Raw genomic sequence first — 24,191 nt, 5'->3', positions numbered from 1 at the left:
GAAAAATATGAAACAATCTTCTTTAAAGAACCAAGTATTAAATGAATTATTAGTTCAAACTTTTAATGACATTTTGAAAATAGAACAAAAAGCATTAGCAGAAAGTGTTTTAAAGGATTTATCTATAACTGAAACACATACCATTGAAGCTATAGGTATGTATGAAGTTAAAACTATGAGTGAAGTTGCACAAAGTTTAAAAATCACTGTAGGAACTTTAACTACAGCAATAAATAAGCTTGTAAAAAAGGGATATGTTGAAAGAAATAGATGTGAAGAAGATAGAAGATCTGTAAAGATAAAACTAACTAGAAAAGGTAAGCTTGCTTATAGAATACATGAAAAATTTCATCATGAGATGATAAAAGCTACCGTTGAAGGACTTTCACAGGAAGAAGAAGATGTTTTAATTAGATCCCTAGAAAAGCTTAATGAATTTTTCAAGTCTAAATATTAAACTTTATGAACGGGGGTTAATAATGAAAAACGTTCAAATTTTAGGTACAGGAAGCTATGTACCTAGCAATATAGTAACTAATGATATGTTGTCTCAATATGTAGAAACTAGTGATGAATGGATAGTTAGTAGAACTGGAATTAAAACTAGATATATATCTAAAGATGAAACTACAACAGAGCTTGCTATAAATGCAGCTAAATTGGCTTTACAAGATAGCAATACAACAGCAGAGGAAATAGAGTTAATTATAGTTGCTACAATAACACAAGATACATTAACACCATCAACAGCTTGTAATGTTCAAGCGGCAATAGGTGCTAAGAATGCTATGGCATTTGATATATCTTCAGCTTGTAGTGGTTTTATATATGGTATAGATATTGCAAGTCAATTTATAAAAAATGGTACTTACAAAAAAGCTTTAGTTATAGGTGCAGAAGTATTATCAAAAATAATTGATTGGAATGATAGAAGTACTTGTGTGCTTTTTGGAGATGGTGCTGGCGCAGCAGTAATTGCTATAGGTGATGAAGTTGGCATAACTTCTGTTCAATGTAAGGCTGATGGTAGCAAAGGAGAATCACTAACTTGTTCTGCTGTAGATTTAAAGAATATATATAATGCTGGCACTAAAGATTTTCACGATAAAGTTGTAATGAATGGCAAAGATATATTTAAGTTTGCTGTAGCTGTATTAGAAAAATCCATAGAAAGAATTTTAGTAGAAAACAATCTTAATATTGATGATATAGACTATATTGTACCTCATCAAGCTAATTTTAGGATAATTGAAGCAGTATCTAAAAGAAAAAATTATGATATTAATAAATTTTATATGAATTTAAGTAAGTATGGCAATACTTCAAGTGCAAGTATTATATTAGCACTTGATGAATTAAATAAAAAAAATTTACTTAAAAAAGGAAGTAAAATTATTATCATAGGATTTGGTGGAGGCCTTACCTATGGTAGTGCATTAATAAATTGGAATAAGGTATCTAAATAAAAAGATTATATGGAGGAATGAAAATGGTATTTGAAAAAGTTAAAAAAATAATAGCAGATCAATTAGGACTAGAAGAGGCTGAGGTGACATTAAATTCAACTTTTAGTGATGATTTAGGAGTAGATTCATTAGAACTATTTGAAGTAATTATTTCATTAGAGGAAGAATTTAATATAGAAATTCCTAATGAAGAAATAGAAGACATAAAAGATGTTAAAGGTATTGTTGATTATATTGAAAAAAAGATAAATAATTAATATGTATAGCTTCTCAGTCATAACTGAGAAGCTTCCACAATTGTACATTTTAAACTGTAAATTGTGCATTAAAAATTGTGGCAAAACCACAATTTTATTTTTATAGGAGGAATAGATATGAGTTCTACAATTTGTGAAATGCTAAATATAAAATATCCTATAATTCAAGGAGCGATGGCTTGGATTGCGGATAGTTCACTAGCAGCAGCAGTTTCAAATGCTGGAGGTCTTGGGGTTATAGCGGCAGGAAATGCTCCAGCAGAGCATGTAAGAGAAGAAATAAGAAAGGCAAAACAGCTAACAGATAAGCCTTTCGGGGTAAATGTTATGATGCTTAGTCCTCATGCAGAAGATATAGCTAAATTAGTTTGTGAAGAAAGAGTAAAAGTAGTTACAACTGGTGCCGGAAATCCTGGTAAATATATTGCAATGTGGAAAGCTCATGGCATAAAAATTATACCAGTAGTACCTTCTGTTGGATTAGCAAAGAGAATGGAACGTTATGGAGCAGACGCTGTAGTAGCAGAAGGATGTGAAGCTGGTGGACACATAGGAGAGCTTACAACTATGGCATTAATTCCACAGGTTGCAGATGGAGTAAATATACCTGTTATAGCCGCTGGTGGTATAGGTGATGGTAGAGGTGTAGCAGCTGCATTCATGTTAGGAGCTAAAGGAGTACAATTAGGTACTAGATTTCTAGTTGCACATGAATGTAACGCACATAAAAATTACAAAGAAAAAGTTATATCTGCAAAAGATATAGATTCAACAGTAACAGGTAGAAGTACAGGGCATCCTGTTAGAGTGCTAAAAAATAAATTGGCTAGAGAATTTCAAAGGCTTGAAAAAGAAAATGTATCTCCAGAACAATTAGATCAATTAGGAAGAGGTGCATTGCCAAAAGCTGTTATAGAGGGAGATATTGATATGGGTTCTGTAATGGCAGGACAAATAGCAGGACTTGTAAGCAAAGAACAAAGCTGTGAAGAAATAATAAAGGAAATTTTTGAAGAAACATATAAGGTGATGCTTAACTTTAGCCATTATTAATAGGAGGAAACTATGGGTAAAATAGCTTTTATATTTCCTGGGCAAGGTTCTCAGTATGTAGGAATGGGAAAAGAACTTTATGAAAATATAGAGATATGTAGGGATATATTTAATACAGCTAACGAAAAATTAGGGTTTGAAATAAGTAAACTTTGTTTTGAAGGACCTATAGAGGAACTTAGCATTACAGAAAATACTCAGCCAGCTATATTAACTATGAGCATAGCTTGTCTTAAAGCACTAGAACATTATGGAATAAAATCTGATATAGCAGCAGGATTAAGTCTTGGAGAGTATTCAGCACTTATTTATAGCGATGTTATAAAATTTGAAGATGCAGTTGGATTAGTTAAAAAAAGAGGAAGGTTTATGCAAGAAGCAGTACCAGTAGGATTTGGTGGAATGTCAGCTGTGTTAGGTTTAAAAGAAAATATTATAAAAGAAATTTGTAATGAAGTAAGTAATGAAGGTATTGTAGAACTTGCCAACTTAAATTGTCCAGGTCAAATTGTTATAGCAGGAGAGATAAAAGCTTTAGAAAAAGCATCACAGTTATGCAAAGAAAAGGGAGCTAAGAAAGTGGTACAATTACCACTTAGTGCACCTTTTCATACATCAATGCTAAAAACAGCAGCGGAAAAATTATCACTAGAACTTGATAAAATAGAATTTAATTCAATGAAGATTCCTGTAATAACTAATGTGACTGGAGATTATATAAATGAAAATGAAAACATCAAAAATATTTTAAAGTTACAAGTTATGAGTTCAGTTAGGTGGGAGGATACCATACGAGCTATGATAAGAGATGGTGTTGATACTTTTATTGAAATTGGACCAGGTAAGACTTTAAATGGATTTGTTAAGAAAATAGATAGAAAATTAAAGATACTAAATGTGGAAGATATATCTTCTTTAGAAAATACAGTAAAAAAAATAAAGAGCTAATAGGAGTGAGGAATATGTTACAGGGAAAGAATGTTGTAATAACAGGTGCAAGTAGAGGTATAGGTAGAGCAATAGCATTAAAATTAGCTTCTTTAGGTGCTAATATAGTCTTTAATTTTAAAAATAGTATTAATAAAGCTGATGAGCTTGTAAAAGAAATAGAAGCTTTAGGTGTAAAGGCTAAGGCAGTTCAAGGTGATATTGCTAAACTAAAAGATGCAGAAGAATTAATTAGGATTTGTAAAGAAATTTTTGGGTCTGTAGATGTGCTAGTAAACAATGCTGGAGTAACTAAAGACAATTTGGTTATGAGAATGAAAGAGGAAGACTTTGATACGGTTATAGATACAAATTTAAAAGGTACGTTTAACACCATAAAGCATGCAACTCCTATTATGATGAAACAAAGAAGTGGAAAGATTATAAATATAAGTTCAGTGGTAGGTGTAGTAGGAAATGCAGGGCAAGCAAACTATAGTGCTTCTAAAGCAGGGGTTATAGGACTTACTAAGTCAGTAGCTAAAGAGCTTGGTAGTAGAGGAATAAATGTAAATGCCATAGCACCAGGATTTATAGAAACAGATATGACAGAGGTTTTAAAGGACAATATTAAAGAAAATTTACTTAATAACATTCCATTAAAGAAGTTAGGTAGTAGTGAGGATATTGCAAATTTAGTAGCTTTCTTAGCCTCTGAACAATCTAAGTATATAACTGGTCAAGTAATAAATGTAGATGGCGGAATGGTGATGTAGAATTATAGGAGGATGCATTTATGGATAGAAGAGTTGTTATAACAGGTATGGGAGCATTGACTCCACTAGGAAATAATTTAGAAACTTTTTGGAATGGTATTAAAGATGGAAAGTGTGGAATAGATTTTATAAAAACTTTTGATGTTTCAAATTTCAAAGCAAAAGTTGCAGGAGAACTTAAAGACTTTAATATAGAAGATTATATGGATAAAAAAGAAGCAAAAAGAATGGATAAGTATTGCCAATATGCCATGGTAGCTGCTGAAGAAGCTATTAAAAATTCAAATTTGGATATTGAGTCTTTAAATAAAGAAAAATTTGGAGTAATTATTGGGTCAGGCATAGGTGGACTTGAAACTATAACAGTTGAGTATAAAAAATTAATGGAAAAGGGACCTAATAGAGTTTCACCATTTATGATACCTATGATAATAGGAAATATAGCAGCTGGAAATGTAGCTATAAAATACGGTGCAAAAGGAATTTGTTCTACTGTGGTTACTGCTTGTGCAACAGGTACAAATGCAATAGGAGAAGCTTTTGAAATGATAAAATCTGGTAGAGCAGANNATGTAATTATTGCAGGAGGATGTGAAGCACCTATAGTTGATATAGCAATGGCAGGATTTTCTTCATTAACAGCACTGACAAAAAGTGAAGATCCTTTAAGGGCATCAATTCCTTTTGATAAAGAACGTAATGGATTTGTTATGGGAGAAGGAGCAGGAATTGTTATTCTTGAATCCCTTGATCATGCAAAGTCAAGAGAAGCGAGGATATATGGAGAAATGTTAGGATATGGTGCCACTGGTGATGCTTTTCATATAACTCAACCATCACCAGATGGCGAAGGAGCAGCAAGGGCTATGAAAATGGCTATAGAAGAAGCTCAAATAGAAGCAAGTGATGTTTCTTATATAAATGCTCATGGAACCAGTACTCCATATAATGATAAATTTGAAACCTTAGCGATAAAATCGGTATTTGGAGAAGAAGCATATAAAATACCAATAAGTTCAACTAAGTCTATGATAGGACATTTACTTGGAGCAGCTGGAGCAGTAGAGGCTATAGTATGTATTAAATCTTTAGAAGAAGGATTTATACCTCCTACTATAGGACTTAAAATTCAAGATGAAGATTGTGATTTAGATTATGTTCCTAATGTGGGAAGAAGTAGAAAATTAAAATATGCACTATCTAACTCTTTAGGATTTGGTGGACATAATGCTAGTATTTTACTTAAAAAATGGGAGGAGTAATTATGGATTTTAAAAGCTTACAGCAGCTTATAAAAGCTGTTAGTGAATCAAATCTTACATCCTTTGAGGTAGAGCAAGATGGCCTAAAAATAAAAATGAAAAAAGAAATTGAAGTTGTTAATATTCTAGAGAAGAATTCATCTTCTGTTATGCATGAAACATCAGTAGATACTCAATTGAATTTAGAAAATAATAGTAAAAAAACTATGGAAAAATCGCCGGAGAGAGTTGAAGCAGAGGCTTATTGTAGTGAAGATCTATGCACTATAAATTCACCTATAGTAGGGACCTTTTACTCATCATCTAGTCCTGATTCTAAAGTTTTTGTAGAGGTGGGAAGTAAGGTTAAAAAGGGAGATGTGCTTTGTATAATAGAAGCTATGAAGCTTATGAATGAAATTGAAAGTGATGTAGATGGCATTATTACAGAGATATTAGTAGAAAATGAAGATATGGTCGAATATGGCCAATGTCTATTTAAGATAAAGAAGGATTAGAATTTAATAAAAAAATTATTATATGGGAGAGAAAAGTTTGGAAAAGAAAAGTTATGATATAAGACAAATACAAGAAATAATACCTCATAGATATCCCTTTTTATTCATAGATAAAATTGAAGAAGTTATTCCAGGTAAAAGTGCTATAGGAATAAAAAATATAACTATGAATGAGTACTTTTTTCAAGGACATTTTCCTAAGGAGCCTGTACTTCCAGGAGTGATAATTATTGAAGCATTGGCACAAGTAGGTGCAGTTGCATTACTTGACACTGATGATTTTAGAGGTAAAACTGCTTATTTTGGCGGAATTAAAAATGCTAGATTTAGAAAGAAAGTAGTTCCAGGAGATACCTTAAAGCTAAAGGTAGAAATAATAAAAATGAGGGGACCTATGGGTATAGGTAAAGCAATAGCAACAGTAAATGAAGAAGTAGCTTGTGAAGCAGAGTTAACTTTTGCAGTAGGTGATTAAGGCATCTTCAAAAAAATAATAAACCAGTATGGTTAGCCTATCTTCTATCATACTGCGTTGTCAGAACCCTCTCATAGCGTCGCTATGAATGGAACCTGACGCCTTGTCTGATAAAAAATATGCTAACATCTTTGATATATTATTTTCTTTCAGATGCCTAAATTTAACATAATAAATTATGATCTATAGACTATGAATCGAACTTATATTTTAATTTTATAAAAAGTTAAATTTTAAATATTATTTAGGCATGCTTTTTCACATGCCTAAACTAGGGAAGGTACAGTTATGTTTAAAAAAATATTGATAGCAAATAGAGGTGAAATAGCTGTTAGAATTATTAGAGCTTGCAGAGAAATGGGCATAAAGACTGTAGCAGTTTATTCTGAAATAGATGTTAATGCACTTCATACTCAATTGGCAGATGAAGCAATTTGTATAGGACCTGCTAAATCTAAAGATAGTTATTTAAATGAAGAAAATATATTAAGTGCTACAGTATTAACAGGAGCAGAAGCTATTCATCCCGGATTTGGATTTTTATCGGAAAATAGTAAATTTGCAAAGATGTGTGAGGAATGTAATATAACATTTATAGGACCAAGTTTTGAAAATATAGAAAATATGGGAAACAAAGCAAGGGCTAGAGAAATGATGATTAATGCTAATGTTCCTATAGTACCTGGTTCTGATGGAATAGTAGAAAATCCTCAAAGTGCTTTAGAAGTATCAAGAAAAATAGGATACCCTGTTATGATAAAGGCATCAGCAGGTGGTGGAGGAAGAGGAATAAGGATTATAAGAAATGAAGAAGAATTCATATCTTCTTTTGAAACTGCTAAAGCAGAGGCAAAGACTGCTTTTGGAGATGATTCTATGTATATTGAAAAATTTATTGAGGAACCAAGGCATATAGAAATACAGATACTTGCAGATAATTATGGAAATACTATCTATCTTGGAGAAAGAGATTGTTCAATACAAAGAAGAAATCAAAAAGTTATGGAAGAAGCTCCAGGTCCTACTATTTCTGAGGAATTGAGAATGTCAATGGGAGAAGTAGCAGTAAAAGCAGCTAAAAGTATTGGTTATAAAAATGCTGGTACTATTGAATTCCTATTAGATAAGCATGGAAATTATTATTTTATGGAGATGAATACTAGAATACAGGTGGAACATCCTATAACAGAAATGATTACGGGAATAGATTTAATAAAGGAACAAATAAAAATAGCTTATGGAGAGAGTTTAGCATTTACTCAAGAAGATATAAAGTTAAATGGGCATGCTATTGAATGTAGAATAAATGCAGAAAATCCAAGTAAAAACTTTATGCCATGTCCTGGACAAATAGATTATCTTCATTTGCCAGGAGGATTAGGGGTAAGGATAGATAGTTCAGTATATCAAGGATATATTATACCGCCTACTTACGATTCTATGATTGCGAAGCTTATTGTACATGGAAGAACAAGAGAGGAAGCAATAAGCAGGATGGAAAGAGCATTAGGAGAAGTTATAATTGATGGAGTTACTACTAATATAGGATTTCAATTAGAAATTTTAAGTAACCCTAAGTTTTTAAGTGGAGACTTTGATACTAGCTTTGTTACTAGTGAACTAGGTTATAACTCTTAAGAGGGGGTAACTCAATGTTTGAGCTTAATAAATTTTTTAAGAAGAATAAATATATTCAATTAAAGATGGATAATATTGATGGCAATTCATCTAAATATGAAGATAATCAAAGTAAACCTAATATACCTAATGGCTTATGGATAAAGTGCAATAATTGTGGCAAGGCACTTTATAAAGGAGATCTAAAAAATAACCACATGGTTTGTGATAGTTGTGGTTATCATTTTAGAATAGGTGCAAGAGAGAGAATTTGTCAAATTATAGATAATGGCACTTTCATAGAATATGATAAATATATGACATCTTCAAATCCTCTTAATTTTAAAGGATATGAAGATAAAATTAGTTCACTTAGAGAGTCTACCAACATCGAAGAAGCTGTAATTACAGGAGAAGGAAAGATTAATGATATTGATATTGTAATTGGAGTTATGGATAGCAGATTTATGATGGGAAGTATGGGATCTGTAGTAGGAGAAAAAATTGCAAGAGCTATTGAAAATGCTACAAAATTTAAAAAGCCTATAATAATATTTACAGCTTCAGGTGGTGCTAGAATGCAAGAGGGAATATATTCCCTCTTGCAGATGGCGAAAACCTCAGCAGCTATAGCAAAACATAACGAAGATGGCAACCTATATATTACTGTACTTACAGATCCAACAACAGGAGGAGTAACTGCTAGTTTTGCCATGCTTGGCGATATAATACTATCTGAACCTAATGCATTAATTGGTTTTGCAGGAAGAAGGGTAATTGAGCAAACTATTAAAGAAAAATTGCCTGATGATTTTCAAAGAGCTGAATTTTTATTAAAAAAAGGTTTTATTGATAAGGTAGTAAAAAGAAACGAATTAAAAGAAACATTATCAAAGCTTTTAAAATATCACAATTTATAATTAATTAGTGATAAAACAGGAGTGAATTTTATGGCACCATTAGAGTTTGAAAAAAGATTATATGAACTTAAAAATAATATAATGGAATTAAAAAAACAAGCTGCTGAAAATGATATGAATTTAGATAATGATATACAAGAATTAGAAATTAAGCTTTATAAAATGCAAAAAGAAGCTTATAAAAACCTTACTTCTTGGGATAAGGTTAGTATAGCAAGATTGGTAGAAAGACCTACTGCTCTTGATTATATAGAGAGAGTATTTAAAGATTTTATAGAGCTTCATGGAGATAGATATTTTGGAGATGATCCTGCTATTGTAGGTGGAATTGCTGATTTTAAAGGAACGCCTGTTACAATAATAGGAATTCAAAAAGGAAAAAATACTAAAGAGAACATAATGAGAAACTTTGGAATGCCTAATGCTGAAGGATACAGGAAAGCATTAAGACTTATGAAACAAGCGGAAAAGTTTAAAAGACCTGTTATATGTTTTATAGATACACCTGGTGCTTTTTGTGGTGTAGGTGCAGAAGAAAGAGGCCAAGGAGAGGCCATTGCGAGAAATCTTATGGAGATGTCCAGCCTAAAAGTACCTATAATATCAATAGTTATAGGAGAAGGTGGAAGTGGCGGAGCATTGGCTATGGCAGTAGCAGATGAAGTGTGGATGCTAGAACATGCTATATATTCAATACTATCTCCAGAAGGATTTGCAAGTATTCTTTATAAGGATGCTTCAAAAGCAAAGGAAGCTGCTGAAGATATGAAAATAACATCAGAACATTTATTAAACTTTGGAATTATAGATAGAATAATTAAAGAGCCAATAGGTGGTGCACATAAAGATATAGAAGAAATGTCTAGTAACATATATAGACATTTAGAAGAGACAATATTTAGATTAAAAAAAGAACCAATAGAAGCATTATTAACACAAAGATATTATAAGTTTAGAAAAATAGGAAAAGTTATTGAATAAATACTAACACATATTAAAAATAATAAGCTAACACAGTAATTTATTGTACATTATGCTACGTTTAGAGAAGGCCTGCATAGCACCATAGGAGAACAAGTTATGGCTTTATTTGATATAAAATACACTAATATTCTTGCTTCATTATTTCTTAAGAGCCCTAAAAGCATAAAAATATCTTAAAATTTAAGATATTTTTATGCTTTCTATTATTTTTAGAGGAATTTTTAGGTTAAATATCTAATTATAGGTATAACATATTACTATATTTAACTTAAATATGCTTAAGAGAATAACTAGATAGTATATTTTGTACTGTATTATTTTTGAATAGTTGTTTTATTCCAGACACTCTATCTAGCTTGTAATAATAAAATAGCAAATGATAACAATAATTATAACTAGAAAAATAATTATTATTAATTTTAGATTATAATTATTAATTTTAGATTATAATTATTAATTTACATTATAATAAACTAATAAATTTTGATAAAATTATAATAAGACATCTTCAAAAAATAATTCATTAGTATGACAATTTATTTTGTACCATACTACTTCAAAAGAAGTTGTAATTTGCCTCATATAAAATATTCGTTGAGTTTTTAATCAACTATTTTATTTTAGGCACCTAAAATTTCTAAATAGTAATCATTGAAAGCTGCTAGGCTTTATGGAAGGGATGATAAGATGAATAAAAATATAGTTTTAATAATAGACTCTGCAAGTACTGTAACTCTTGACTTTATAAAACAAGAAAATGTTATAGGTATAGGAATTAATTGTAGTTACAAAGGCAAAGATGTAATAGATGACTTTGGCGAAGAATTTAATCGTAAGGAATTTTATAAAGCATTAAAATCAGGGGAAATGCCTACAACATCTCAAATAAATAGCTTTAGATTTGAGGAAGTTTTTAAACCTTTAGTTAAGGAAGGCAAATCTATAATATACATATCTTTAGGTGGAGCGTTATCAGGTACTGTTGATAGTGCTAGAATGGCTGTAGAAAATATAAAAGAAGAATATGCTAATGTAGACATATCTGTTATAGATTCAATGTCTGCTAGTTTAGGAGAGGGATTGTTAGGATACTATGCTTATGAAATGATGAAGCAAGGAAAAACTAAAGATGAAATTGTAGATTTTCTAGAAGAAGCAAAAACAAGAACTCATGCGTTCTTTACAGTAAATGATTTATCACATTTAAAAAGAGGAGGAAGAATATCAAGTTCAGCAGCGGTGGTAGGAAGTCTTTTAAATGTTAAGCCTATACTGTATATAAATCATGAGGGACGAATAGTAAGCTATTCAAAGACAAGAGGAACGAAAAAGGCAATAGCAACATTAGTTGAAAAATTTAAAGATAATATAAATCCTGATGAAAAAATAACTGTGGCTATAAGTTATGGGGATAATTATGAAGATGGAAAGCTTTTAGAAGAAGCAATAAGAAAATTTGATAATGTAGAAAAAATAATAACTAATGAAGAAGGAACTATAATTACTAGTCATACAGGACCAGATATGGTTGGATTATTTTTCATGGGAAAATTAAGAGAAAAAATTTAGTAAGGAAAATATTAGTTAACAAATTATATATAGTTGCGTATATAATTAATAATAGGAATAATAAGTAGGTGGTAATTTGAGTTTTAGAAATATGGCACGTAAAATTAAGAAAAACATAATTAACCCTCTACTTAACGATGAAAAAAGCAACAAGAGAGCTGGAAAGTATAATAGAGAGGCTGCAAAAGCTTATGCTGAGATGCATGCAGAAATTCCTAATGCTAATAAATATCCTTTATTTAAGGGGGATGACTGTACGAATTTTATATCTCAGGTTTTATTTGCTGGTGGTATGGAAATGAGAGGACAAGATTATGGTAGCTATCAAAGTTGGTTTTGTTATACAAAGGATGAGAAACAATTAAAAAAAATCTCTTTGAGTTGGAGAAGTGCAAGATATTTTAAGCGATACTGGGGTAATGAAAATGGATTTGGTCAAAATGCTGCTAAGGTATTTAAAAAAATGACAGTATTAGAAGCACTGAATGACTTTAATTCATTATATGATTTTCTTGAAATAGGGGATATAGTTCAATATGGAGATCCTCAAAATTATAATCATCCTTATCACTCTCAAGTTATACATGCCAAAGAATATAATTTAGTTCTTGGTCAAAATGATTTATTTATGGCGCAACATAGTGTAAACAGAAAAGATGTGTCCTTATACGATTATTTAAAGTTATTACAAAATAAAGAAATTAGGTATATATATATCTATCATATTGAGTAAATATTATAAAATGATTAGTCAAAGATATGACGAATATTTTGTGTCATATAGATTAATAGATTTTACTAATAAGTAGTTACATTAGTGGTATGCTGGTTTAGTATATTGATTAGTTATTTTTAAAATGATATCTAAAGTAGGGCTAAGGAATTTCCTTAGCTTTATTTAGACTTCAAGATTAGTAAGTATCGTAATATATTTATTTTGATTTTTTATTAATTTCAAGTTTACATGTAAGTAAAAAATAAATTTCAAGTTATTATAGTAATAACTAATTTTTGTTTAAAAAGTTATATTACATTTATTATAATATTTGGGAACAATATACCTATAACTTACTTAGGTATAGTTGAGTAATAAAATATTAAAACTATAATATAATTTATGTATTATAAATTCAAATATTTATATTGTATTTAAATATATTTAACATGGATAAGATTTATAATAATAAGGTTAAGTTACCTTGTTTTCTATAATTAGGAGGAAAAAAAGATGAACAAATTTAATAGGAATGATATTTGTTGGTGTGGAAGTGGGAAAAAATATAAAAAATGTCATATGAATCAAGATGAATTTTTAGGAAAATTAGAGCTTGAAGTAGGATATACAATACCTAGAGATATCATGAAAACTGAAGAACAAATAGAGGGAATTAGAAAGGCATGTAAGCTTACTAGGGATGTATTAGATATGGTAGGTGAAAAAATAAAATCAGATATTAGTACAGAAGAGATCAATACATGGATACATGAATACACAATTTCACATGGTGGATATCCTGCTACATTAGGATATCACGGGTATCCTAAAAGCACTTGTATTTCTATAAATAATGTAGTATGCCATGGTATTCCAGATGAAAAAACTATATTAAAAGATGGGGACATTGTTAATGTAGATGTTACGTCTATTTTAGATGGGTATTATGGAGATGCAAGTAGAATGTATATCATTGGAGAAGCATCAGAAGAAGCTAAAAACCTTGTAAAAGTTGCAAAAGAATGTTTAGAAATAGGAATAGAGCAAGTTAAGCCTTATAAAACTATTGGAGATATAGGGCACGCTATTCAAAAGCATGCTGAAAGCCATGGCTATTCTGTAGTATACGATTTTGGTGGTCATGGAGTAGGATTAGAGTTTCATGAAGAACCTTTTGTAGCCCATATAGGAAGACCAGGAGAAGGTATGATATTACTCCCAAATATGACTTTAACTATTGAACCTATGATTAATATAGGAAAGCCTGAGATTGTGATACTTGAAGATAATTGGACTGCAGTTACAGAAGATAACTCATTATCTTCTCAGTGGGAGCATACTATAAGAGTTACTGAAAATGGATATGAAATCTTAACATAAAAGTTTGAGTAGATACTTATATTTTCATTATGTTTTAAAATAATGCTGATTTCTAAATGAAGGCACTACTAATTAGTACGATTAAAAAGAGATATGAATAAGGAAGAATTTATTGAAAACTTATTTTACAAATTCCTCATTTTTTAATTTAGTAGTTTTAAGAAGAAGTATAGTAGATCATGATTATTTTACAACATAATATCTATATTAGAGTATCTACTCTATTTTTAAGCAATTTATTTAGATATAAATGGTAAATATTTAAAAAAATGTTTTATTTTGATATAATTATGGTAAATGATTTAGTGAGGGTCATTGAAAAAGGGGTGTAATTAAGGGTGGAAATTTTAAATAATAGATATAGGGTAATTGAACATAAAAAGCAAAGCAGACTATATTCTTCTTATAAGGCAGTAGATATATTAAATAATTCGAAAATAGTACAACTTAACATTCTTAATTCAAAATACATTCCAAAAAATTTTATTAATTTTTGTATAGATAATTGTTCAAGTTTAGGTAGTATTAATAAGGTAGGATTGCTGTCTATATTTGAGTTTGGATTAGTAGACATGATCGATAATAAACAAGTTTATAATAAAATGTACTATTATACTATTGAATTAATGGATAAAGAAGATAAGCTTATTGATTTACAATGGAACACCAAAGAAAAAATAATTGATATTTTTGCTATGTTATGTCAGCTCTTAAACTATCTAAATATACAAGGATATATTTATGAGCATTTAAATGGAGATAGTGTTTATTATGATAGTGAAAATAATATTATAAAATTAAGAGATTTAATTACTGTTGAATTAACAAAATATGAATTTACAGAAGAGCTTGCAAAGGAAAATCTATTTAAGGCTCCAGAAAATTTAAATAAACAAGAATATACAATAAAATCTCAAATTTATTCTTTAGGTGTGTTTTTACTAATATTGTATTTACAAAGTAATGACTACAACTTAAGCAATAAAAGTATTAGTGATGTTATTAAAAGCATAAACAATTATCTTTATGAAGATTGTGAAGTTATAAATAAATTTGATAAAAAGTTTTATAGTATTATTGAAAAGATGATAAAGTTTGACCCTAAAGAAAGATATGATAGTGTAACAGATATTATAATAGATATCAATAATAAATTTAATACAAACTATAAGCCATATAAAAAAGAAGTACTTGAAAAATTAAATTTTAATAATAAATTAGTAGGTCGTGAAGAAGAAATAAAATCTATAATAAATATTTATAATTCTTTAATTAAATATGAAATGTTAAACAAAATAGTTGCTATACATGGAGAAACAGGCATAGGAAAAACTAAATTTTTAAAGCATTTAGAGTATTTATTAAGGTTAAAGAACACAAATGTTTATAGTACCTTAGATAAAAAAATAGATTGTAAAAGCAGTGAGAAAGTTTTTAGTGAATTTATACGACAAGTTGTTTCAAAGGCAAAACAAGAAACTATAAATAAATATGCATATGATATTGTAAAATTTGTTCCTGAAATAGTTGATAATATAGAGATAACACCGATAGAAACTTTAATAGGAGCTAAAGAAAAATTTAGAGTTATAAATAATATCAGTAATTTTATTGAAGAGGTATTTTGGGATAAGCCTATAATAGTATTAATTGATAATTTACACTGTGCAGATGATTTTACATTGGAATTTATTCTTTATAATTTTAGTAAATGTAATAAGAATAATAAATTGATGCTGATATTTACTTATTGTGATGGTGAGTGCCTAAAAAATAAAAAGTTTATGGAATTTATATATAAAGTAAAAGAAGATATAAGACTGGAAATTATACTTAAAGAACTTAATATTGATGAAGTAGGTATTATGATTAAGGATATATTATGTATGCAGCATATACCGGGAAATTTTACTGAATTAATTTATAAAAATACCAGTGGGAATCCCCTATTTGTAGAGGAATTATTAAAAGATATTTTCTTTAGAAAATATATATATATAAATGATAGTAGTGGAAAATGGTATAAAAAATATAATTTTGAAAATCTTCAATTTCCTAAAAATATGCATGAAGCGCTAGAAAGCCAAATAAATGAGTTTGATAAAATAACTTATGAGATCCTTTCAGTAATTTCTATATTTGATAAAGCAACTTCTTTAGAAATGATAAGTATATTTGTAGATATAGACATTAATAAACTTGAAAAATCTATAGATGATTTAATATCTAAAGGAGTATTATGTAAGAAAATTGAAGATAGAGGTTTTGTCTTTGATTTCTATAATAAGTTTTTAAAAATATATATTAACGAGAGAATAGATAAATATGAAAAAAAGAGTAAACATAAATTAGCAGCAGAAATGCTAGAAAAATATTATTTAGAAGGAGGAAATGAATATTTAGAGGAGCTTATTTATCATTTAGAAGGAGCAGAAGACAAAATAAAATTAATAAACTATTATAATAAAAATGCAGAGACAATGTTAATGCTAAATAATAAAAAAGATGCCATAAGTAATTTTCTTAAAATATTACATCATTTAAAAAGTAGTGGAAGCAATAGTAAGTATATATTAAATGTGATGCTAAATATAGGAAATTTATATGTTCAAGAAGATGAACAAAGCACTGCTTTAGAATATTTTAAAGATGCAGTGACACTAGGGGAAAAAGAGAATTGTTATGAGGAAGTAGTGGACGCTCTAATTAATATATTAGAGATATATGTTGAAAGAAATTATATAAAAGAAGCTAAGGTATATGAAGAAAAAGCAAAAGAAGTCTTAAGTAAAATAAATTATGAAGATGGCTTAATAGCATATAATTTTATATTGGCTTCTATGTATTTAGCAGAAAGAAAATATGAAGAATCCTATAATATTTGTATAGAGACCTTAAAAAAATGTGATGAAAAAAACTCAGAATATAAATTTAAATTTTATAGTATAATATGCAGCATATTTATATATACAAATGAAATAAAAGAAGCATTACAAATGCTTACTGAATGTTTAGCATTGTGTAATGATGAAAATTATAGAGAAAAAATAAGGATACTGAATAATATAGGAGTTATATATAGTGATTATTATGAGGACACAGATAAAGCTTTTGAATACTTTAATACAGTATATAATTTAAGTAAGGAAAAGAATTTAGTATATGACGAGATAATAGCATTAATAAATATAGCTTTTGTTCATTATAGCTTGAATCAACATAATGATGCCTATGATAATTATATTTTAGCATCAGAAAAAGCTAAAAAATATGATTATCCTTCTATAGAGTTTTATTGTAATACTTATTTAGGAAATATACTATATAAATTTGGAAGATATAGTGAAACTTATAAATATTATTTACTGAGTAAGAGATATATTGATGAATACAATGTAACAGAAAGGGATGCAGGACAATTTTATCTTTTAGGATATAGAATTCATTATATTTGTGGAGAGATATGTATAGCAGAAAATTATATGAAAAAAGCTTTAGATTCTTACAAGAAATCTGATGTAATATTTAGATTTGAAATTGAGCTTTTAAACTTAATTTTTAAACTTGAACAAAATAAATATGAAGATATAGAAGAATTGTTTAAAGAATTAGAAGAAAAATTTAATAATTTTACTAATAAAGATACTGCGGCTTCAATAATATGTATTTCAGCGACAAATTTTTATTTAAACAATAGTATTAAATTAGCTAAAAGATTGTTAAATTTAATTGAACCAATAGGAAATGAAGTTAAATCCTATAGAAACATTACAAGAGTGATTTTTCTTAAGACAGTATTATATGATAATGTTAATTTAGAAAGCCTAGTTGATGTTTTGAACAGTTGTAAGGAAGAAGAACAAAGTTATTTACTATGGATAGTTTATTTAACTATAGCAAATTATTTTTATAATAAAAAAGAATATTCTTATGCTGCAATCTATTATTTTGAAGCTTGTGGAGTAATTATAGATTTAACATTACAAGTACCTAAGGATTTTAGAGTAGGTTTTATTACTTGCAATAATATGGTATTACCATTTGAAAGATTTAAGTGTATAGTTGATTGCTATAAATATGGAAAAAATACTATAGATTCTAATAAGAATAAAATTGAAGTTAATACAGAGAATGATGTAGAAGATTTATTTAATTTATTAAATTATAATGAATTTATAAAGAATAATTTCTTTATGGATTCTTTAAGAGAACTAAGTTCTTTATCACTATCTACAAAAATAACGAATATAACAGATGTTTTTGAACATTTAACAACAAATAGTATAAAGAATATGGAAATAATAGTTCAATACTTATGTTATTTAACTATATCCAGTAGAGCAATAGTAGTAGTTGAAAATGACAGAAAATTTGAAATTTTAGCAAGTAGTAATAGCAATAAACAATTACCTAGAGATTTAACTATACTTAATAGAGTGAGAGATATGAGAAAACCACTTATTATTAAAGATGATTTTATAGAAAGGGTTACTCTTACATCTTGTAAAATAACTAGTTCATCTATTAAATCAAGTATGTGTATTCCAATAATAATGGATGGTAAAGGTGATAAAGGAATTAAAATTTTAAAAAGGAATTCTGATATATATTATATAGATAATACTATAGGATATATTTATTTAGAGTCTGAGAGAATATTAAACAATATTAATGAAGATAGTTTAAAAGAATGTTTAAAAATTACTAAGATATTAGGCATTATACTCGATAAGTATAATACTCAAATCAGCTCTACTACAGATAAATTAACTTCTACTCTTACTAGAAAGTATTTAGAAAAAGCAATTAATAATCAATTAGAATATTGCAATGAATACAATTCTAATTTTTCTATTCTTATGATTGATATAGATTTATTTAAAGATATAAATGATAGGTTTGGTCATAGAACAGGAGATTTAGTATTAAAAGAAATTTGTGATATTATACTAGATAATATAAGAGAAACAGATATATGTGGAAGATATGGAGGAGAAGAATTTATAGTAATTCTTCCAGAAACGGATATGTATGGAGCTTATACAGTTGCAGAAAAAATTCGTGATAAAATCCATAAGAGAAATATATTAAAGGGTAAACGAGATGTGACTATAAGCTTAGGAGTAGCTACTTTTCCAGAACATGCTACTCAGTATGAAGAATTAATAGAAAAGGTAGATCAAGCTCTGTATATTGCTAAAAATACAGGTAGGAATAGATCAGTAGTTTGGAGTGAAAAATATAGAGGCAAATTGAATCCAACAAACAAGCTTACAGGAATTATTTCTGGTAATATAAATCAAGATTTTAGAAATGTTTCCACCATGATTGAGCTTATTGAAATTGTTGGAGCCAGTAAAGAAAGAGAAGAAATGCTCTATAATGCATTAGGAAGAATTATAGAATCAACAGAATCAGATAATGGAATCATATTCCTATTAAGTGATAGTGAAATAAGAGATATCTATGGAAGAAGAGCATTTGATAAAGAATGGATAAATTCTGAAAAATATAATGAAAGCTTAGTAAGAGATGTTATAGTTAATAAGAATAATATTTGTACTATAGATTGGGATAATATCAATGAATATGATTCTTTAAGTTCTATGCCAAATTGGAAATCAGTGATTGTTTCACCTATTATGAAAAATGACAAAGTTAGAGCAATTTTATATTTATCTGTTTCAGCCAGAAAAAAGGAATTTGCTTTAGATGATGTAAATTTTGTAACTATACTAGGAAAAACTTTACTTTCAAAATTATAAAATAAAGCCATTTGTGTAAAACAAATGGCTTTATTCCTGCTCTATAATTTTCATATATAGAATAAAAAATAAGTATATTATATATGAAAAAGGGTAAAATCATAAAATGATGCTCATATATTATGGATATTATTCATGATGTAGGTGACATTAGGCATCTGAAGGAAAATAGGCTAACATATGGTCTATTATTTTTTTGAAGATGCCTTAATAATGATAGTACTGGAGCGAGAAGTTTATGAAAGAAATATTACATTTAGGAGTGGATGTAGGATCAACTACTATTAAGCTTGTATTATTAGATATGAAAGATAATATTATTTATAGTAAATATGAACGACACTACTCTAATATAAAAGAAACTACAGCTTTACTTATAAAAGAAGCTTTTAATAAATATAAAGATTATAATATTACAGCAATGATGACAGGATCTAGTGGATTATCACTTTCAAAGCTTTTAGAATTATCTTTTATTCAAGAGGTTATTGCTTGCACAAAAGCAATTGAAGCTTTTATAGATACTGCTGATGTAGCGATAGAATTAGGTGGAGAAGATGCAAAAATAACATACTTTGAAGGCTGTTTAGAGCAACGTATGAATGGAGTTTGTGCTGGTGGTACAGGAGCTTTTATAGATCAGATGGCTACATTACTTGAAACTGATGCTCAAGGATTAAATGAGTTAGCTAAAAATTATAAGATTATTTATCCAATTGCTGCAAGATGTGGAGTTTTTGCAAAAACTGATATACAATCTCTTATAAATGAAGGAGCTACAAAGGAAGATATAGCTGCATCTATATTTCAAGCTGTTGTAAATCAAACCATAAGTGGTCTTGCTTGTGGAAAGCCAATAAAGGGAAATGTAGCATTTTTAGGAGGACCTTTATACTTTTTATCAGAGCTTAGAAAAAGATTCATTGAGACTTTAAAATTAAAACAGAAAGAAATATTATTTCCACAAAACTCTCAACTATTTGTAGCTATTGGTACAGCTATTGAATCTAAAAAAGAGAAGGCTATAACCTTTGAACAATTATTAAAATCTGTTGAAAATTTAGATAATAACAATGTATCTACTTCATATACATTAGAGCCATTATTTAAAGATGAACAAGAATTACAAAGCTTTAGAGAAAGGCATTATAACTGTAAGGCTAAAAGAAGAGATATAACTACATATGAAGGTGAAGCTTTCCTAGGAATAGATGCGGGCTCTACAACTACTAAAGCTATATTAATAGATAATGAAGGTACCATATTATATTCTTTTTATGATGGTAATAAGGGGAACCCTTTAGAAAGTACTATAAACATATTAAGAGATATATATAGTAAGATGGATGAGAAAATAAAAATTGTTAAAGCCACTGTTACTGGATATGGAGAAGCCCTTATAAAGTCAGCTTTAAATATTGATATTGGAGAAGTTGAAACCATTGCACATTATAAAGCATCGGAGCACTTTTTAAAAGGTGTGGACTTTATCCTTGACATAGGAGGTCAAGATATGAAGTGCATTAAAATAAAGGATGGAGTGATAAATTCTATTCAATTAAACGAAGCTTGCTCATCAGGATGTGGTTCTTTTCTTGATATGTTTTCACAATCTTTAAATATGAGTATTGAAGAGTTTTCTAGTGAAGGTTTATTATCGCAAAGTCCAGTAGACTTAGGATCAAGATGCACCGTGTTCATGAACTCTAAAGTTAAGCAGGTTCAAAAAGAAGGAGCAAATATTGGAGATATATCTGCTGGATTATCTTATTCTGTAATTAAAAATGCTCTTTATAAAGTTATAAAAATAAAAAATCCTGAGGAACTTGGAGAAAAAATTATAGTTCAAGGAGGAACTTTTTATAATGAGGCTGTTTTAAGAGCCTTTGAGAAAGTTTCTGGCAAAGAAGCTATAAGACCTGATATTGCAGGGCTTATGGGAGCATTTGGTGCTGCTCTTATTGCAAAAGAAAATTATAATAAAAATGAAGTTTCGAGTATTTTAGCAGAATCTGACCTTGAGAAATTTAAAGTAGTAAATGAATTTAATCATTGTGGATTATGTAGTAACAACTGCTTGCTTACTATAAATAAATTTTCCGATGGTAGAAAATTTATTTCTGGTAATAGATGTGAGCGGTGTGTAGGAGTTGCTAAAAATAAAAAGAAAGCGGCAAATTTATTTGATTATAAATATAAAAGGATTTTTGGATATAAGCCTCTTACCATAGAGAAGGCAAAAAGAGGAGAAGTAGGAATACCAAGAGTTTTAAATATGTATGAAAACTATCCATTTTGGTACACTTTCTTTACGGAACTAGGTTTTAGAGTAGTATTATCTCCAAATTCTACAAAGAAAATTTATAATGAAGGTATTGATACAATACCTTCAGAGTCTCTTTGTTATCCTGCGAAAATTGCTCATGGTCATATAGTAAATCTTATAAAAAAGGGTTTAAAATTTATATTTTATCCATGTATTCCTTATGAGAAACTAGAAGATGAGGCCGCAGACAATCACTATAATTGCGCTATAGTAATTTCTTATCCAGAAGTTATTAAAAACAATATTGAATTTTTGAGAAGTGGAGATATTATATATAAAAGTCCATTCTTAAATTTTAATGATAAAAAGTCAATGAAGAAAAATTTATATGACGAATTAAGAGCCTTTGATATAAGCCAAAAAGAAATAAACCTTGCAATTGATAAAGCTTATGAAGAAGCTAAAAAGGTTAAAGAAGATTTAAAAAATAAAGCATTAGAAATTCTAGAAGACTTAGATAAAAGTGGTGGAAAGGGCATTGTATTAAGTGGTAGACCATATCATTTAGATTTAGAAATAAATCATGGTATAGCCAATATGATATCAGAAGAAGGGTTGGCAGTTTTTACAGAGGATTCTGTAGCTGATTTAGCTAAAACTTCAAGACCATTAAGAGTACTTGATCAATGGACTTACCATTCAAGAGCATATAGGGCTGCAAATTTTGTAGGTAATAGAGAAAATCTAGAGTTAATCCAATTAAACTCTTTTGGATGTGGATTAGATGCAATTGCTACAGATCAAGTACAAGAGATATTAGAAAGTTTTGGGAAAATATATACATTACTAAAAATAGACGAAGTCAATAATTTAGGTGCAGCTAGGATTAGAATACGCTCTCTTAAGGCTGCTATAGATAATAGAAATAAATTACAAATTTCTAAGTTAAAAGTTATAAACACATATGATAAAACTGTATTTACAAAAGAGATGAGAGAAAGACATACAATACTTTGTCCACAATTTTCTCCAATACATTTTGAGCTATTGGAAGTTGCTTTTAAAAGTTCAGGATACAATTTAAAAGTGCTACCAACAGTTAATAGACATACTATAGAAGAAGGATTAAAGTATGTAAATAATGATACTTGTTATCCTGCTATTGTAATAATAGGTCAAATTATAAGTGCGCTTAAGTCTGGAGATTATGACTTAAATAGCANNTTCTCAAACAGGAGGTACTTGTAGAGCATCTAACTATATTGGTCTTATAAGAAAGGCTCTAAGAGATTCAGGGTATGAAAAAGTACCAGTTATATCTTTAAGTGTTCAAGGAATAGAGAATAACCCAGGATTTAAGATAACTGTACCAATGGTTAATAAAGGTTTGATGGCAGTAACCTATGGTGATCTGTTTATGAAAATGATAAATAGAGTAAAGCCTTATGAGAAGATAAAAAATTCAACCAACTTACTTTATTTAAAATGGTTAGGCATATGTAAAAACAACATAATTAGTGGAAGTTTTAAAGAATTTAAAAATATTATAAGCCAAATGGTAAATGAATTTGATAGTTTGGAAATTAATAATACAATTAAGCCAGAGGTAGCAGTAGTTGGGGAAATTTTCTTAAAGTATCATAGCTTAGCAAATAATAATATTATAGAAATATTAGAAAAAGAAGGAGCAGAAGTAATAATACCGGATTTAATGTATTTTCTATTATATTGTGCTTATAATCAGAAGTTTAAATATGAGAAGTTAGGTGGAAGTTTAAAAGACTTATTAGGTGGGAAATTAGCTATTAAATATATAGAATTTTATATAAGTGAAATGAAAAAAGCTCTTAGCAGCAGTAGAAGATTTACACCACCAGAGACAATTGAAAAATTAGCAAAAGGAACAGGCGATATTTTATCTCTTGGCAATCAAGCTGGAGAAGGATGGTTATTAACAGCAGAAATTGTTAAATTATTAGAAGCTGGAATTAATAATATGGTTTGTATACAGCCCTTTGCCTGTTTACCAAATCATGTAATAGGAAAAGGTATGATTAGAGAAATTAAGAGAAGATACCCTTATTTAAATATTACACTAATAGATTATGATCCTGGTGCTAGTGAAGTAAATCAATTAAATAGAATGAAGCTTATGCTTTCTACTGCAACTAAAAATCTAGAAAAATTAGAAAAAAGTAAAACAGAGATAAAAAATTAATATATTATTAAGTGAATTAATTTTAAATTTTAATGACTTCTTTA

General features: G+C 28.6%; 16 protein-coding genes and 1 pseudogene. All 17 read left to right on the top strand.

The window, feature by feature from the left end; genetic code table 11:
* Positions 1 to 7: 7 nt before the first annotated feature.
* The 17 genes and pseudogenes from B3603_RS22380 (at position 8) to B3603_RS22300 (ending at position 24,147) form a co-directional block, all read left to right on the top strand.
* Positions 8 to 457 carry a MarR family winged helix-turn-helix transcriptional regulator gene (locus tag B3603_RS22380; RefSeq protein ID WP_291569068.1) on the top strand — a complete coding sequence of 150 codons (450 nt, stop codon included), beginning with the start codon at positions 8 to 10 and terminating at the stop codon, positions 455 to 457.
* Positions 458 to 479: 22 nt separating this feature from the next.
* On the top strand, positions 480 to 1,466 hold the full coding sequence (locus tag B3603_RS22375) for a beta-ketoacyl-ACP synthase III (protein ID WP_291569067.1): 987 nt from the start codon (positions 480 to 482) through the stop codon (positions 1,464 to 1,466).
* A 23-nt stretch (positions 1,467 to 1,489) separates the two neighbouring features.
* A complete protein-coding gene (acpP, locus tag B3603_RS22370; protein WP_291569066.1) occupies positions 1,490 to 1,723 on the top strand; it encodes an acyl carrier protein in 234 nt (77 codons plus the stop codon).
* Between the two features lie 117 nt (positions 1,724 to 1,840).
* Positions 1,841 to 2,776 carry an enoyl-[acyl-carrier-protein] reductase FabK gene (gene fabK / locus B3603_RS22365; RefSeq protein ID WP_291569065.1) on the top strand — a complete coding sequence of 312 codons (936 nt, stop codon included), beginning with the start codon at positions 1,841 to 1,843 and terminating at the stop codon, positions 2,774 to 2,776.
* 12 nt (positions 2,777 to 2,788) lie between these two features.
* The gene (gene fabD / locus B3603_RS22360; RefSeq protein WP_291569064.1) at positions 2,789 to 3,724 is read left to right on the top strand and encodes an ACP S-malonyltransferase; all 936 of its coding nucleotides are present in this window, start codon (positions 2,789 to 2,791) and stop codon (positions 3,722 to 3,724) included.
* A gap of 14 nt (positions 3,725 to 3,738) precedes the next feature.
* Complete coding sequence (gene fabG, locus B3603_RS22355) at positions 3,739 to 4,479, top strand: 3-oxoacyl-[acyl-carrier-protein] reductase (protein ID WP_291569063.1); 741 nt, start codon at positions 3,739 to 3,741, stop codon at positions 4,477 to 4,479.
* Positions 4,480 to 4,499: 20 nt separating this feature from the next.
* Positions 4,500 to 5,741 (top strand): beta-ketoacyl-ACP synthase II, encoded by a 1,242-nt coding sequence (fabF, locus tag B3603_RS22350; RefSeq protein WP_291569062.1) that lies wholly within the window; start codon positions 4,500 to 4,502, stop codon positions 5,739 to 5,741.
* A 2-nt stretch (positions 5,742 to 5,743) separates the two neighbouring features.
* The gene (gene accB, locus B3603_RS22345) at positions 5,744 to 6,238 is read left to right on the top strand and encodes an acetyl-CoA carboxylase biotin carboxyl carrier protein (protein ID WP_291569061.1); all 495 of its coding nucleotides are present in this window, start codon (positions 5,744 to 5,746) and stop codon (positions 6,236 to 6,238) included.
* 37 nt (positions 6,239 to 6,275) lie between these two features.
* Positions 6,276 to 6,713: a 3-hydroxyacyl-ACP dehydratase FabZ gene (fabZ, locus tag B3603_RS22340; protein ID WP_291569060.1), complete on the top strand. Its 438-nt coding sequence runs from the start codon at positions 6,276 to 6,278 to the stop codon at positions 6,711 to 6,713.
* A 288-nt stretch (positions 6,714 to 7,001) separates the two neighbouring features.
* A complete protein-coding gene (locus B3603_RS22335) occupies positions 7,002 to 8,351 on the top strand; it encodes an acetyl-CoA carboxylase biotin carboxylase subunit (protein ID WP_291569059.1) in 1,350 nt (449 codons plus the stop codon).
* A 14-nt stretch (positions 8,352 to 8,365) separates the two neighbouring features.
* Positions 8,366 to 9,250, top strand: a complete 885-nt coding sequence (accD, locus tag B3603_RS22330) for an acetyl-CoA carboxylase, carboxyltransferase subunit beta (RefSeq protein ID WP_291569058.1) — start codon at positions 8,366 to 8,368, stop codon at positions 9,248 to 9,250.
* Positions 9,251 to 9,280: 30 nt separating this feature from the next.
* Complete coding sequence (locus B3603_RS22325) at positions 9,281 to 10,231, top strand: acetyl-CoA carboxylase carboxyltransferase subunit alpha (RefSeq protein WP_291569057.1); 951 nt, start codon at positions 9,281 to 9,283, stop codon at positions 10,229 to 10,231.
* Positions 10,232 to 10,921: 690 nt separating this feature from the next.
* Positions 10,922 to 11,803 (top strand): DegV family protein, encoded by an 882-nt coding sequence (locus B3603_RS22320; RefSeq protein ID WP_291569056.1) that lies wholly within the window; start codon positions 10,922 to 10,924, stop codon positions 11,801 to 11,803.
* A 76-nt stretch (positions 11,804 to 11,879) separates the two neighbouring features.
* Entirely contained in the window at positions 11,880 to 12,536 is a 657-nt protein-coding gene (locus B3603_RS22315) for an amidase domain-containing protein (protein ID WP_291569055.1), read from the top strand.
* Between the two features lie 495 nt (positions 12,537 to 13,031).
* On the top strand, positions 13,032 to 13,898 hold the full coding sequence (locus tag B3603_RS22310; protein ID WP_291569054.1) for a methionyl aminopeptidase: 867 nt from the start codon (positions 13,032 to 13,034) through the stop codon (positions 13,896 to 13,898).
* A 338-nt stretch (positions 13,899 to 14,236) separates the two neighbouring features.
* Positions 14,237 to 19,663 (top strand): diguanylate cyclase, encoded by a 5,427-nt coding sequence (locus B3603_RS22305; RefSeq protein WP_291569053.1) that lies wholly within the window; start codon positions 14,237 to 14,239, stop codon positions 19,661 to 19,663.
* 238 nt (positions 19,664 to 19,901) lie between these two features.
* Positions 19,902 to 24,147 (top strand): annotated as a pseudogene (locus B3603_RS22300) (acyl-CoA dehydratase activase-related protein).
* The last annotated feature ends 44 nt before the right edge of the window (positions 24,148 to 24,191 follow it).

The sequence above is a fragment of the Clostridium sp. UBA2485 genome (genome assembly GCF_002341865.1).
GTDB lineage: Bacteria > Bacillota > Clostridia > Clostridiales > Clostridiaceae > Clostridium_J.
Note: the sequence above shows the minus strand (reverse complement) of the source record. Positions and strands in the feature narration are given on the sequence as shown.

What these genes read in the sequence shown, in the direction of transcription:
- B3603_RS22380 (WP_291569068.1), top strand. Translation starts at nt 8, where the DNA reads ATGAAACAATCTTCTTTAAAGAACCAAGTATTAAATGAATTATTAGTT.
- B3603_RS22375 (WP_291569067.1), top strand. Translation starts at nt 480, where the DNA reads ATGAAAAACGTTCAAATTTTAGGTACAGGAAGCTATGTACCTAGCAAT.
- acpP (WP_291569066.1), top strand. Translation starts at nt 1,490, where the DNA reads ATGGTATTTGAAAAAGTTAAAAAAATAATAGCAGATCAATTAGGACTA.
- fabK (WP_291569065.1), top strand. Translation starts at nt 1,841, where the DNA reads ATGAGTTCTACAATTTGTGAAATGCTAAATATAAAATATCCTATAATT.
- fabD (WP_291569064.1), top strand. Translation starts at nt 2,789, where the DNA reads ATGGGTAAAATAGCTTTTATATTTCCTGGGCAAGGTTCTCAGTATGTA.
- fabG (WP_291569063.1), top strand. Translation starts at nt 3,739, where the DNA reads ATGTTACAGGGAAAGAATGTTGTAATAACAGGTGCAAGTAGAGGTATA.
- accB (WP_291569061.1), top strand. Translation starts at nt 5,744, where the DNA reads ATGGATTTTAAAAGCTTACAGCAGCTTATAAAAGCTGTTAGTGAATCA.
- B3603_RS22335 (WP_291569059.1), top strand. Translation starts at nt 7,002, where the DNA reads ATGTTTAAAAAAATATTGATAGCAAATAGAGGTGAAATAGCTGTTAGA.
- accD (WP_291569058.1), top strand. Translation starts at nt 8,366, where the DNA reads ATGTTTGAGCTTAATAAATTTTTTAAGAAGAATAAATATATTCAATTA.
- B3603_RS22325 (WP_291569057.1), top strand. Translation starts at nt 9,281, where the DNA reads ATGGCACCATTAGAGTTTGAAAAAAGATTATATGAACTTAAAAATAAT.
- B3603_RS22320 (WP_291569056.1), top strand. Translation starts at nt 10,922, where the DNA reads ATGAATAAAAATATAGTTTTAATAATAGACTCTGCAAGTACTGTAACT.
- B3603_RS22310 (WP_291569054.1), top strand. Translation starts at nt 13,032, where the DNA reads ATGAACAAATTTAATAGGAATGATATTTGTTGGTGTGGAAGTGGGAAA.